Genomic DNA, 12,634 nt, shown 5'->3' with positions numbered 1-12,634 from the left:
ACGTAAGGTACGTGCAGATGAGTCAGGCGTTGGTCAGGATTGCAGCCGTGTGGCTGTTGGGCCTGATGCTCGCCGTGGCCGGCGCCGTCGTCGCCATCAATCTGGTGAACAATTCGATCGCCAGCCCCCAGCAGCCCGTGCGCGAGTATCTGGACGCGCTGCAGAAGGGCGAAGGCGAGAAGGCCCTCGGCCTGCTGAAAGCCTCCGTGCCGCAAAGCAACCCCGCGATGCTGGACGGCGAGGCGCTGAAGACTGCGGCCGCGGGAATCTCGGATGTGAAATTTGGCAACGCGGAGGACCGGGGCGGCAACCAGGTAATGGTTCCGATTGATTACACCCTCGGCGGGAGCCGGCTGCACACCGAGTTCCTGCTCCAGCGCTCCGGCACGCAGTGGCTCTTTTTCCACGACTGGTCCTTCGTTCCGGCCGCGCTCCCGGTGCTGGATGTCACCGTCGTAAACTCGAACCAGGCCTCCCTTAACGGCGTTCCGGTGAACATGCCCAACGGCCGGAACACCTTTGCCGTGTTCTACCCCGGTGAGTACGAGGCGTCCTTGAACGGCAAGTTCTTCGCCGCCCCCGCGACCCGGGCAACGGTTTCCAGCCGGGACATGCCCTCGGCTCCGTTGAACCTGCTCACCCAGGCCACCGAGGGGCTCAAGGACGCTGTCACCGCCAAGGTCAAGGAGTTCCTGGATACCTGCGCGGCGCAGGCCGACAAACAGCAGCGGCTTCAGCCGGACTGCCCGTTCTACCACGCCACCAACAACCGGGTGGTGGACGGGACCATCGACTGGAGCATCGCCGACTACCCTGCCGTCAGCATCGAGCCCTTCGGCGGCCGCTGGGTTGTCGCGCCGCTGGACGGCAAGGCCAGGATCAAGGCACGGCAGGTGGACCTCTTCACCGGGGCGGTCACGGAGCTGAACACGGTCCATGATTTCAGCTTCACCACCCGGCTGGACATCGCCGGCGACTCGGTTAAGCTCACTCCGCAGCTGAGCAACTAGGGCCGCTGCCCAAACCGGCCGGCCGTTACGCCCAGCAGTCACACCTCGAAGTGGACTACCCAACGGGAACCTACGACGTCCGCCGTCGAGCCGTGTCACAGGGCGCAGCGCTGCTGCCCAGTTACCCGGCCCGCGACCCCGCCTCCACGCAGGGAACCCGCGGCATTCCGGCGCATCCTGGGTGCGCGAAGAAGGTGCGGTCAGCAGCAACTGGGCAGGAGCGTCAGCACGGGGTGCTTTTGACACCCCGGGTCACCAGTGCTTTTTAAAGGGGTTGACGATCCGCAGCTTCTGCGCCATAGTCATCGTATATGATTTCGTACTCGATGAGGAGATATTCTTGGAACAGGTCACCGACCACACCCTGGCCGCGGCCCGCAAGGTCATCGCGGTACATATCAACTACCCCAGCCGGGCAGCCCAGCGCGGCCGTACGCCGGAACAGCCTTCCTACTTCCTGAAGCCATCGTCCTCCCTGACGGTCGGTTCGGCGCAGGCACCCTCGACGGTGGAGCGTCCCGCCGGCTGCGAACTCCTCGGCTACGAGGGCGAAATCGCTTTGATCATCGGCAAGCCCTCCCGGCGCGTGGGCCTCGAGGACGCCTGGAGCCACGTCCGTTGGGTCACGGCCAGCAACGACCTCGGCGTGTACGACCTCCGCTATGCGGACAAGGGCTCCAACCTCCGGTCCAAGGGCGGTGACGGCTTCACGCCCGTGGGCCCGGGCCTGATCGCTGCGGATGCCGTGGATCCCGCCGCACTGCGGATCCGCACCTGGCACAACGGTGAACTGGTCCAGGACGACACCACCCACGACCTGCTCTTCCCGTTCGCCCGGCTCGTGGCCGACCTCTCCCAGCTGCTCACCCTCGAAGAAGGGGACATCATCCTCACCGGCACCCCGGCCGGGGCCTCGGTCGCCACGCCGGGCGACGTCGTCGAGGTGGAGGTCAGCAGCGCTGACCTGTCCACCGGCCGGCTGGTCACCCGGGTGGAGGAAGGCACGACGCCGTTCGCGGACTTCGGCGCCCGGCCCGAGACGGACGACCTGCAGCGGGAGGAAGCCTACGGTTCCCGCGAAGCGGCAGGGCTTCCTGCTCTGGCACCGGAGGTGCCGGCTCCTGTCCTGTCCCCGGAGCTGAAAGCGAAGCTGGAAAGCGTCTGCACCGCCACCCTGTCCTCCCAGCTGCGCAAGCGCGGACTGAACAACGTCAGCATCGACGGCCTCACCTCCACCCGCCCCGACAAGCGCATTGTCGGCCTGGCCCGGACCCTGCGCTACGTACCCAACCGCGAAGACCTCTTCAAGGCCCACGGCGGCGGTTTCAACGCCCAGAAGAAGGCGATCGACTCCGTCAACGAGGGGGAAATCCTCGTCATGGAGGCCCGCGGCGAAAAGGGCACGGGCACCATCGGCGACATCCTGGCCCTCCGCGCCCAGGTCCGCGGAGCCGCCGCCATCATCACCGACGGCGGCGTACGCGACTTCTCCGCCGTGGCCGCGATGGACATGCCCACCTACTATTCCAACCCGCACCCCGCGGTCCTGGGCCGCCGGCACATCCCATGGGACACGGACATCACCATCGCCTGCGGCGGCACCACCGTGCAGCCAGGGGACATCATCGTGGCGGATTCCGACGGCATCCTGGTGATCCCGCCGGCCCTCGCCGATGAACTCGCGGACGATTCCATCGCGCAGGAGCGTGAGGAAACGTTCATCGCCGAGATGGTGCAGCAGGGCCACAGCGTGGACGGCCTCTACCCGCTGAACGCCACATGGCGCGGCAAGTACGAGGAATGGGAAGCGGGGAAAACCCAATGACCGAGACAGTAACGGCCACGGGCGCAGGCACGCACGCAACCAGCAAATCCGAACGGGCCTACGCCTTCGTCAAAACCCGCATCGTCGAAGGCGCCTACTCCCCCGGCTACCGGCTGGTGCTCGCCAAGATCGCCGAGGACCTGGGCGTCAGCGTGGTGCCGGTGCGCGAGGCCATCCGCCGGCTCGAGGCGGAAGGCCTGGTGAAGTTCGAACGGAACGTCGGTGCCACTGTCGCCGGCATCGACCCCACCGAATTCCTCTACACGATGCAGACGCTGAGCATCATCGAGGGTGCCGCCACGGCCCTTTCGGCTCCGCTGATCGGGCCGGCGGACGCGGCGCGTGCCAGGGCCGTGAACGCCGAGATGCGCGACTGCCTGAAACACTTCGATCCGGTCCGGTTCACGCAGCTGAACCAGGACTTCCACAGCGTCCTGTTCGAGCACTGCCCCAACCCGCACATCCTGGACTTGGTCCACCGGGGCTGGAACCGGCTGGCGTCGCTGCGGTCCTCCACATTCCGGTTCGTTCCCGGACGCGCCCACGAGTCCGTGGACGAACACGAGACGCTCCTGCAACTCATCGAATCCGGCGCCGGAGCGGATGAGATCGAACGGTCCGCCCGCCTGCACCGATCCGCCACCCTGGACGCGTACCTCGCCCAAAGCAACAGTTAGGAAGACAACAATGACGTTCACTGCTCCTGTTACCACCACCCACTACATTCCGCAGGACCTGCCCACCCACATCCAGCACTACATCAACGGCGAGTTCGTTGACTCCGTGGGCGGGGCCACCTTCAACGTCTTGGATCCGGTATCCAACACCAACTACGCCACCGCGGCGGCCGGGCAGAAGGAAGACATCGACCTCGCCGTCTCCGCCGCCCGCGACGCGTTCACCAACGGCCCATGGCCGAAGATGAAGCCCCGCGAACGCGCCCGCGTCCTGAACAAGATCGCCGACGCCGTCGAAGCCCAGGAAGCACGCCTCGCCGAACTCGAAACCTTCGACACCGGCCTGCCCATCACCCAGGCCAAGGGCCAGGCGCTCCGCGCGGCCGAAAACTTCCGCTTCTTCGCGGACCTGATCGTGGCCCAGTTCGACGACGCCATGAAGGTCCCCGGCGCCCAGATCAACTACGTCAACCGCAAGCCGATCGGCGTCGCCGGCCTCATCACCCCCTGGAACACCCCCTTCATGCTGGAGTCCTGGAAGCTCGCCCCCGCGCTGGCCACCGGCAACACCGTGGTGCTCAAGCCGGCCGAGTTCACCCCGCTCTCCGCCTCGCTATGGGCGCAGATCTTCAAGGACGCCGGCCTTCCCGACGGCGTGTTCAATCTGGTCAACGGCCTGGGCGAGGAAGCCGGCGACGCCCTCGTGAAGCACCCGGACGTCCCGCTGATCTCCTTCACCGGCGAGACCACCACGGGGCAGACGATATTCCGCAACGCCGCGGCCAACCTCAAGGGCCTGTCCATGGAACTCGGCGGCAAGTCCCCGTGCGTTGTGTTCGCCGACGCCGACCTCGACGCCGCGATCGATTCCGCTCTCTTCGGGGTCTTTTCACTCAACGGCGAGCGCTGCACAGCGGGCTCCCGGATCCTGGTGGAGCGCGCCGTGTACGAGGAATTCTGCGACAAGTACGCCGCCCGGGCGAAGAACATCGTGGTCGGCGACCCGCACGACCCCAAGACAGAGGTGGGCGCCCTGGTCCACCCGGAGCACTACGCGAAGGTGGCCTCCTACGTGGAGATCGGCAAATCCGAGGGCCGGCTCCTTGCCGGCGGCGGACGTCCGGAGCACTTGCCCGAGGGCAACTACATCGCCCCGACGGTGTTCGCCGACGTCGCCCCGGACGCGCGGATCTTCCAGGAGGAGATCTTCGGCCCCGTCGTTGCCATCACCCCGTTCGACAGCGACGACGAAGCCCTCGCCTTGGCGAACAACACCAAGTACGGGCTGGCCGCCTACATCTGGACGCAGAACCTGACGCGGGCGCACAACTTCTCGCAGAACGTCGAGGCGGGCATGGTCTGGCTCAACAGCCACAACGTCCGGGACCTGCGCACTCCGTTCGGCGGGGTCAAGGCCTCCGGCTTGGGCCACGAGGGTGGCTACCGTTCGATCGATTTCTACACCGACCAGCAGGCTGTGCACATTACCCTCGGCACCGTCCACACCCCCAAGTTCGGCGCCTAACGGCGCTCACCCCCTTTCAACGAAGAGAGATTCCCATGAACAACCAAGTTTCACAGCACAACTTCGTCCCCACCCCCACGGTCCCGGCGCCGGACATCGTCCGCTGCGCCTACATGGAGATCGTGGTCACCGACCTCGCCAAGTCCCGCGAGTTCTACGTGGACCTCCTGGGCCTGCACGTCACCGAAGAGGACGAAAACGCCATCTACCTGCGTTCCTTCGAGGAATTCATCCACCACAACCTGGTACTCCGCAAGGGACCCATCGCCGCCGTCGCGGCCTTCGCGTACCGGGTGAAGTCCCCCGCCGAGGTGGACGCCGCCGAGGCGTACTACAAGGAGCTGGGCTGCCGCACCGAACGCCGCAAGGACGGCTTCACCAAGGGGGTCGGCGACGCCGTCCGGGTGGAGGACCCGCTGGGCTTCCCTTACGAGTTCTTCTACGAGGTGGAGCACGTGGAGCGCCTCACCCAGCGCTACGACCTCTACTCCGCCGGCGAGCTGGTCCGGCTGGACCACTTCAACCAGGTGACCCCCGACGTACCCCGCGGCCGGAAGTACCTGGAGGATCTGGGCTTCCGGGTCTCCGAGGACATCCAGGACTCCGACGGCGTCACCTACGCCGCCTGGATGCACCGCAAGCAGACCGTGCACGACACCGCCCTGACCGGCGGCAACGGCCCGCGCATGCACCACGTCGCGTTCGCCACCCACGAAAAGCACAACATCATCCAGATCTGCGACAAGATGGGCGCCCTGCGCATCAGCGACCGGATCGAACGCGGCCCCGGACGGCACGGCGTCTCCAACGCCTTCTACCTCTACATCCTGGACCCGGACGGGCACCGCGTGGAGATCTACACCCAGGACTACTACACCGGCGACCCGGACAACCCCACCATCACCTGGGACGTCCATGACAACCAGCGCCGCGACTGGTGGGGCAACCCGGTGGTCCCGTCCTGGTACACCGAGGCTTCCCTGGTGCTGGACCTCGACGGCAACCCGCAACCCGTCGTCGTCCGCGAGGAAAAGAGCGAAATGGCCGTGACCGTGGGTGCCGACGGCTTCTCCTACACCCGCAAGGAAGAGGACGGCCACACCGGGGACAAGACCGGCTTCAAGCTCGGCGCGCAGCTGTAGCCATGCTGGACGCCAAGACGATCGAGGCCATCGCCGACGAATTGCTGGAAGCCGGCCGCAGCCGGACACCGGTCGCCCGCCTGACAGCCCGCTACCCGGACATGACCGTGGAGGACTCCTACGCCGTGCAGCAGCTGTGGCGCCGGCGCAACGAGGAGGCCGGCCGGAAGCTGGTGGGCCGCAAGATCGGCCTGACTTCCAAGGCCATGCAGGCGGCCACCGGCATCACCGAACCGGACTACGGCGCCATCTTCGATGACATGGTGCTCGAGACCGGTTGCGCGGTGCAGTGGGACCGGTATACCCACCCCCGCGTGGAAGTGGAGCTGGCTTTTGTGCTGAAGAAGGACTTGTCCGGACCCGGTTGCACCATCTTCGACGTCCTGAACGCCACCGACTACGTGGTGCCGGCCCTCGAGATCCTGGACTCCAGGATCGAAATGGAGGGCCGTACCATCGTGGACACCATCGCCGACAACGCGGCGATGGGCGCCATGGTGGTGGGCGGCACTCCCGTCCGTCCCGACGCCGTGGACCTGCGCTGGGTCTCCGCCATCCTCTACAAGAACCAGACCGTCGAGGAAACCGGCGTGGCGGCAGGGGTCCTGGACCACCCGGCCGCCGGGGTCCACTGGCTCGCAAACAAGATTGCCGCGCACGGTGACGGCATGAGGGCCGGGGACATCATCCTGGCCGGCTCGTTCACCCGGCCCCTGTGGGTTTACCAGGGTGATACCGTCCACGCCGACTATGGACCCCTGGGGAGCATCACGTGCCGTTTCGAGTAGAACCCGGTCCCACCTTCCGGGACGCCCTGCGCGACCAAACGGGCGCTGCCGCCCGCCCCCTGGCGGGGATGTGGGTGTGCTCAGGCAGCCCTCTGGTGGCGGAGATCTGCGCCGGTTCCGGACTGGACTGGCTCCTGATCGACGCCGAGCACAGCCCCAACGGCCTGGAGTCCATCCTCGCCCAGCTCCAAGCCGTGAATGGCTACCCGGTCCAGGTGATGGTCCGCCCTCCGGTGAACGACACCGTGCTGATCAAGCAGTACCTGGACCTCGGCGCCCAAAACCTGCTGATCCCCATGGTGAACTCGGCTGCCGAGGCGCGGGCCGCCGTGGCCGCCACCCGTTACCCGCCCGAAGGAGTCCGCGGCGTGGGCTCCGCGCTGGCCCGCGCATCCCGCTGGAACCGGGTCCCGGGTTATCTGGCCGGGGCTGCCGGCACCGTCAGCGTCACCGTCCAGATTGAATCCGTCGCGGCCGTCGAGGCCGTGGAGGCAATCCTGGCCGTCGCCGGCGTGGACGCCATTTTCCTGGGGCCCTCAGACCTCGCCGCGTCCATGGGTCTGCTGGGACAGCAGGAACACCCCGAAGTGCGGGCCGCCGTCGAACACTGCCTGTCCGCTGCCACGGCGGCCGGCAAGCCGGCAGGCGTCAACGCCTTCAACCCCGACACCGCTCTCCACTACCTCAGCCTCGGCGCCGACTTCATTCTGGTGGGCGCCGACGTCTCCCTTCTCGCAAGAGGTTCCGAAGCCCTCGCCGCCCAATACATCCAGCCCGCTGACGGCGGCTCCCCCGACAGCTACTGATTCGCTTCTCCTCAGCGCAGTCGGGCGCTTTAGTCCATGCCGCGCAGGTCCAGGACCAGCTCGGTGTCACCGTGGGCCTGCAGCACTACGGGGATGCCCCAGTCCTGCTGGTACAGGTGGCACGCCGCGTGGTCCGGGATCTCGCCATCCGCGTCCGCGGGGCCGTCGCAGGCCGCAGCGCGGGCAGTAATGTGCAGCACGCCCTCGGGGACGTCCGAGGCAAGTTCCAGGGTGCGGAGCAGGCCCACGGAGGTCCCGCCGCCGGCCACCAGAAGCTCCGGCGGGGTGGATGAGATCTTCAGTTGCGTCGGGTCGCCCCAGCGGTCGTCCAGCTTCTGCCCGGTCGGGGCGGTGAACCGGACCGTCAGGGACAGCAGCCCGGGAGCCACGGGGCTCTTGGGCCGGTGCGTCTGCGCTGCTCCCTCGTCCACCTGCTGGGCTTCCTTGGGGAGGGGCACGTAGACGAGCTGGTGCTTGTTCGCTTCGACCACCACCAGCAGCGGCTCGGAGCCGGCCACGTGGGTGTGGTCCACGATGACGTCCGAGGGTTCGGACAGCCCGCGCGCGAGCGTGGACACAGTCCCCGAGGCCGGGTCGTAGCGGCGGACCGCACCGTTATAGGTGTCCGCGATCGCCACCGAGCCGTCCGGCAGCACCGTCACGCCCAGCGGGTGCTGCAGCCGGGCCTCGGCGGCCGGGCCGTCGCGGAAACCGAAGTCGAACAGGCCCTTGCCGACGGCCGACTCGACCGTGATGGCGCCGGAGTCGGAGATCACGAGCTTGCGCAGTGCCGACGTCTCCGAGTCCGCGACCCAGATATTGCCGTCCGCGTCTTCGGCGAGGCCTGAGGACTGGGCGAACCAGGCTTCCGCGGCCGGGCCGTCGAGCAGCCCCTCGAGGCCGTTCCCGGCGATGATGGATACGGCTCCGGTGACCGGGTCGAAGCTGAAGATCTGGTGCACGCCGGCCATGGCCACCACGACGGCGTTGAGCTTGCTGGACCAGACGACGTCCCAGGGCGAGCTCAGCGAGACCTGCAGCGGGTCCGCTTCGAGCCGGGTGCCGTAGGCGGCGCCCTCCTCGTCCACGCGGGCCGGACCGGTTTCGAGCAGCCGCTGCACCCCGTTCCCGGCGAGGGTGCTGGCGGTACCGTCCGTGAGGGAGAGCCCGCGCAGCCGGTGGTTAACCGAGTCGGCGATCACGACGTCGTACCCGGCCTTCGCGGCCACATCCGCCGGCAACAGCACCAGGCCTTGCGGTTCGTTGAAGCGGGCGTCCGCGGCGCCGCCGTCGGCGTAGCCCTTCTCCCCCGACCCGTACGTGCCCAAGACGGTCTGGAAGTCGGTGGAGAGCTCCACCAGGCGGTGGTGTCCGGTGTCGGTGACCAGCCAGGAGCCGGCGTCGGACTCCGGCCCGGCGTCTCCCGCAGCGGCGGAACCGCCGCGGCCGGCCGGAAGGTACAGGGCCTTGCCGGGGAACCGCAGCGTGCCCGACGTCGGTTCCGGGGCCACGTAGGGGCCGTCACCGCGGTGCAGGGTGCCCTTCGCCTCGTGCTCGGCAATCAGCTCGGGGATGAGGACGGCCAGGCCGTCCGCGTGGCCTTCGCCGGAGAGGTGCGCGACGATGTAGCCCTCGGGGTCGATGACCACCAGGGTGGGCCACGCGCGGGCGGTGTAGGCCTTCCAGGTGTCCAGTTCCGGGTCGTCCAGCACCGGGTGGTGGATTTCGTACCGCTCCACGGCGGCGGCCAGAGCGACCGGATCCGCCTCGTGCTCGAACTTGGGCGAGTGCACGCCAACCGTCACCAGGACGTCGGAGTACTGCTGCTCCAGCGGGCGCAGTTCGTCCAGGACGTGCAGGCAGTTGATGCAGCAGAAGGTCCAGAAATCCAGCAACACGATCTTGCCGCGGAGGGATTCAAGGTCCAGGGATTTGCCGCCGGTGTTCAGCCAGCCCCGGCCTACGAGTTCGGAGGCCCGGACCCGGTGGTGGGTGCGTACGGTTTCGCTCATCAGCGTCCTTCCAGCTTTGAATTGCGTTCTGCCAGCTTCGCGTCGCGTTGTGCGAGCTGGGCAAACATATCGTTGTAAGCGGTGAGATCGGCGTCGTTATTCCTGTCCGCTGCCCGGTCGGTGCGTTTGGACTCGCGCGCATCGGAGCGGGACCACATCACCGCGACGCCGATCGCCACCAGCAGGGTGGGTACTTCGCCGATCCCCCAGGCCACCGCGCCGCCCATCTGCTGGTCGAGCAGGGCCGACGGGCCCCAGGTCCGGCCCAGATTGCCGAAGTAGTCGGCGGCCAGCAGCCCGGTGCCGCCCATAATGGCGACACCGAAGAAGGCGTGGAAGCCCATGGTGGCCAGCAGGAGCAGCAGCCGCATCGGGTACGGGGCCCGCCGGGGCAACGGGTCGGTGCCGATCATGGTCAGCACGAAGATGTAGCCGGTCAGGGCGAAGTGCAGGTTCATCAGCTCGTGTCCCACGTGGTCGCGCATGGCGTAGCCGAAGGCGTCCGAGTAGTAGAACAGCACAATGGAACCGGCAAAGTTTGCGGCGGCAAACAGCGGGTGCGTGACGAGTTGCGAGAACTTGGAGTGCACAAAGACCAGCAGCCATTCCCGGGGTCCGCGGGAGCTGTCCTGCCGCGGGGTCAGAGCCCGCAGCGCGAGCGTGACCGGCGCGCCCAGGACCAGGAAAATGGGCGCCACCATGGTCAGCGCCATGTGGTCCACCATGTGTGCGGAGAACAGCACCCGGCCGTAGACCGATGGCGGGCCGGACGTCACGTAGGTGAGGACCACCAGTCCGATCACCCAGTTGACGGTGCGGAACCAGGACCAGGAGTCACCGCGCCGGCGCACCTTGCGGATGCCCAGGAAGTAGGACACCAGGCCGAAGACCGCGACGGCGACCCAGAGCCAGTCGAGCCGCCACTCGGTGAGCCAGCGCTGCGGGGTCAGTTCCGGAGGCAGTTCGTAGCCGGAGAGGATGAAGGCCGGCGACGCGTCCGGGGCGAACGTGGTGGGCTGCGGCGGCGCGGAACGGCCCAGCGCGACGGCGATTCCCGACGTCGCGCCCATGATCAGCAGCTCCACGAGTACCAGCTGCCACAGCACCCGGCGTGCGGACAGGCCGGCACCCTTGGCGCCCAGCTGCGGGATCACCCACCGCCGGTGCATCAGACCGATGCCGCCGAGGATCAGTGCCGCTGCCGTCTTGGCCAGGATGAGCTGGCCGTACGGGGACCCGAAAAGGTCGGCCCAGCTGGAGACCCTGATGCTGGCGTTGATCACGCCGGAGGCGAAGACCAAAGCGAAGGCGAAGCCGGCCAGGGACGAGAACCGGCGGAAGGTGGGCTCGGTAATGTCCGGGGCGCCCTTGGCCCCGGGGGCCGGCGCTGCGGCCAGGACACCGGAGAGGAGGGCAAGGACGACGATGCCTCCCACCCAGGCCGAGACGCCCACGAGGTGTAGGCCCAGGGAGTTGATGGCGCCTTCGTGGTCGTTCGAGCTGGCTGAGTGGCCTATCAGCGCCGCCGGCACCAGTCCCGCCATGGCAAGGACCAGGGTGAGGGCAAGCGCTCCCCTCGACCGGACGCCGAACAGGGCGGTGGTGGCTACCGCGGCGATGATGACCACCGCCAGCCAAGCCCGCCCGGTGTCGATGTCGGTCATGAAGTAGACCAGGGACTTGGTGAATTCAGGGTCCCCGGAAACCGCCTGACCCGCAATATCTGAGTAGCTCAGCACCAGCACCGCGACGGCAGAAAGCGTCCAGGTGACGCCCGCGACGGCGGCGATGGCCAGTGCGCGGGTGAACGCGGGATGTTCCGGGGCGTCCTTGTCCTTGGACCGGCGGCCGGAGAGGTTCCGCGGCAGGATTCCGACGGCGAAAATGAGGCCGCCGATCACGGTGGCGAGGGAGACGTTGTGGACAGCCTTGCTGATGGGAAGCCCCCAGCGGACCAGCGCTCCCGGATCCGAGACCGCGCGGGCACCTGCCGCCCCGGAGAAGAGCATCGCAGCCACCAGCCCGAAGAACAACGCAGCCAGCCCGGCCAACTGCCAGGGACGGGAGATTCCCGGCGTTCCGGCACCGGTGCCTAGCGCTCCCCCCGTTGAGGTGGGCGCTGCTGAGGTTCGGGGTTTTGCTGCTGAAGGCACAACTCCATTGTCCGCTACGGCCGCCTGCGCGCCGAATCCGTCCGATGGCGCTTAACGCAAAGGAGCGGCAACCCAACGGGTTGCCGCTCCTTTCAAGCGTGAGAAGAAGACTACTTCTTCTTGGCGACTGCAGCCTTCAGCTTGGAGCCGGCGGTCAGCTTGACGCTGTGGCCAGCGGCAATCTGGATGGTCTCGCCGGTCTGCGGGTTGCGGCCGGTGCGGGCGGCGCGGTCGGTGCGCTCGACAGCGAGCCAGCCCGGGATGGTGATCTTTTCGCCCGCGGCGACAGAGGTCTCGAAAACCTCGAACAGTGCATCGAGCACGGAGTTGACGGCTGCCTGGCTGGTGCCGGCCTTGCCAGCTACCTCTGCAACAAGTTCACTACGGTTCTTAGCCATTTATGTCCTCCTGGACGGTTCTAATTTCTGAAGCCTGTACGCGGCATGCGTACAAGCCACTCTTCGAAAACTTACCAGCTTGGCGGCCTTGAGGCGGCAAATTCCGCGTGTTTTCGCCCTTTTTCGGGAAAAAATCCGGGTTTCGGGGGCTTTCGAGGCCCTTTTCAGCCGTCAGCGGAAGCCCCGATCCTGCGGGGAGCGCCCCGGCCCACGGCAGCGAGCCCGCGCAGCTGCGGGTGCGTCGTTTGGGGGTTAAAGGGGGAGAGCCTCCAACCTGGTGGTTGGAGGCTCTCGACCT

At 67.4% G+C, this 12,634-nt stretch carries 10 protein-coding genes; 7 read left to right on the top strand and 3 right to left on the bottom strand.

The genetic code is table 11. The features are described 5' to 3' along the window. Positions 1 to 17: 17 nt before the first annotated feature. The 7 genes from ABIN76_RS08790 to ABIN76_RS08760 all read left to right on the top strand — a co-directional run bounded on the left by ABIN76_RS08790 (position 18) and on the right by ABIN76_RS08760 (position 7,773). Positions 18 to 1,010 carry a hypothetical protein gene (locus tag ABIN76_RS08790; RefSeq protein ID WP_346959332.1) on the top strand — a complete coding sequence of 331 codons (993 nt, stop codon included), beginning with the start codon at positions 18 to 20 and terminating at the stop codon, positions 1,008 to 1,010. A gap of 340 nt (positions 1,011 to 1,350) precedes the next feature. Further along, positions 1,351 to 2,835 (top strand): fumarylacetoacetate hydrolase family protein, encoded by a 1,485-nt coding sequence (locus tag ABIN76_RS08785; RefSeq protein WP_346959331.1) that lies wholly within the window; start codon positions 1,351 to 1,353, stop codon positions 2,833 to 2,835. Continuing rightward, positions 2,832 to 3,512, top strand: coding sequence for a GntR family transcriptional regulator (locus ABIN76_RS08780; protein WP_346959330.1), 681 nt, complete (start codon positions 2,832 to 2,834; stop codon positions 3,510 to 3,512). Before ABIN76_RS08785 ends, ABIN76_RS08780 begins: the two co-directional genes overlap by 4 nt. Before the next feature lie 10 nt (positions 3,513 to 3,522). Next, on the top strand, positions 3,523 to 5,037 hold the full coding sequence (hpaE, locus tag ABIN76_RS08775; RefSeq protein WP_346959329.1) for a 5-carboxymethyl-2-hydroxymuconate semialdehyde dehydrogenase: 1,515 nt from the start codon (positions 3,523 to 3,525) through the stop codon (positions 5,035 to 5,037). 35 nt (positions 5,038 to 5,072) lie between these two features. Beyond that, positions 5,073 to 6,179, top strand: coding sequence for a 3,4-dihydroxyphenylacetate 2,3-dioxygenase (hpaD, locus tag ABIN76_RS08770; protein WP_346959328.1), 1,107 nt, complete (start codon positions 5,073 to 5,075; stop codon positions 6,177 to 6,179). A 2-nt stretch (positions 6,180 to 6,181) separates the two neighbouring features. Continuing rightward, positions 6,182 to 6,967 carry a 2-oxo-hept-4-ene-1,7-dioate hydratase gene (gene hpaH / locus ABIN76_RS08765; RefSeq protein WP_346959327.1) on the top strand — a complete coding sequence of 262 codons (786 nt, stop codon included), beginning with the start codon at positions 6,182 to 6,184 and terminating at the stop codon, positions 6,965 to 6,967. Then, positions 6,952 to 7,773 carry an HpcH/HpaI aldolase/citrate lyase family protein gene (locus ABIN76_RS08760; RefSeq protein ID WP_346959326.1) on the top strand — a complete coding sequence of 274 codons (822 nt, stop codon included), beginning with the start codon at positions 6,952 to 6,954 and terminating at the stop codon, positions 7,771 to 7,773. Before hpaH ends, ABIN76_RS08760 begins: the two co-directional genes overlap by 16 nt. A 29-nt stretch (positions 7,774 to 7,802) precedes the next feature. Here the strand turns inward: ABIN76_RS08760 and ABIN76_RS08755 are convergent, their stop codons facing one another. The 3 genes from ABIN76_RS08755 to ABIN76_RS08745 all read right to left on the bottom strand — a co-directional run bounded on the left by ABIN76_RS08755 (position 7,803) and on the right by ABIN76_RS08745 (position 12,336). Further along, complete coding sequence (locus ABIN76_RS08755) at positions 7,803 to 9,785, bottom strand: NHL domain-containing thioredoxin family protein (protein ID WP_346959325.1); 1,983 nt, start codon at positions 9,783 to 9,785, stop codon at positions 7,803 to 7,805. Further along, positions 9,785 to 11,794 carry a cytochrome c oxidase assembly protein gene (locus tag ABIN76_RS08750; RefSeq protein WP_346959429.1) on the bottom strand — a complete coding sequence of 670 codons (2,010 nt, stop codon included), beginning with the start codon at positions 11,792 to 11,794 and terminating at the stop codon, positions 9,785 to 9,787. Before ABIN76_RS08750 ends, ABIN76_RS08755 begins: the two co-directional genes overlap by 1 nt. A 254-nt stretch (positions 11,795 to 12,048) precedes the next feature. Beyond that, positions 12,049 to 12,336 (bottom strand): HU family DNA-binding protein, encoded by a 288-nt coding sequence (locus ABIN76_RS08745; RefSeq protein ID WP_011776355.1) that lies wholly within the window; start codon positions 12,334 to 12,336, stop codon positions 12,049 to 12,051. Between the last annotated feature and the right edge of the window lie 298 nt (positions 12,337 to 12,634).

Source organism: uncultured Arthrobacter sp., from assembly GCF_964021775.1.
Lineage (GTDB): Bacteria > Actinomycetota > Actinomycetes > Actinomycetales > Micrococcaceae > Arthrobacter.
This window is presented reverse-complemented; position numbering and strand designations above follow the sequence as displayed.

Bases quoted from the DNA above. Each gene is read 5' to 3' on its own strand.
- ABIN76_RS08790 (WP_346959332.1), top strand. From the start codon at position 18: ATGAGTCAGGCGTTGGTCAGGATTGCAGCCGTGTGGCTGTTGGGCCTG.
- ABIN76_RS08780 (WP_346959330.1), top strand. From the start codon at position 2,832: ATGACCGAGACAGTAACGGCCACGGGCGCAGGCACGCACGCAACCAGC.
- hpaE (WP_346959329.1), top strand. From the start codon at position 3,523: ATGACGTTCACTGCTCCTGTTACCACCACCCACTACATTCCGCAGGAC.
- hpaD (WP_346959328.1), top strand. From the start codon at position 5,073: ATGAACAACCAAGTTTCACAGCACAACTTCGTCCCCACCCCCACGGTC.
- hpaH (WP_346959327.1), top strand. From the start codon at position 6,182: ATGCTGGACGCCAAGACGATCGAGGCCATCGCCGACGAATTGCTGGAA.
- ABIN76_RS08755 (WP_346959325.1), bottom strand. From the start codon at position 9,785: ATGAGCGAAACCGTACGCACCCACCACCGGGTCCGGGCCTCCGAACTC.
- ABIN76_RS08750 (WP_346959429.1), bottom strand. From the start codon at position 11,794: ATGCTCTTCTCCGGGGCGGCAGGTGCCCGCGCGGTCTCGGATCCGGGA.
- ABIN76_RS08745 (WP_011776355.1), bottom strand. From the start codon at position 12,336: ATGGCTAAGAACCGTAGTGAACTTGTTGCAGAGGTAGCTGGCAAGGCC.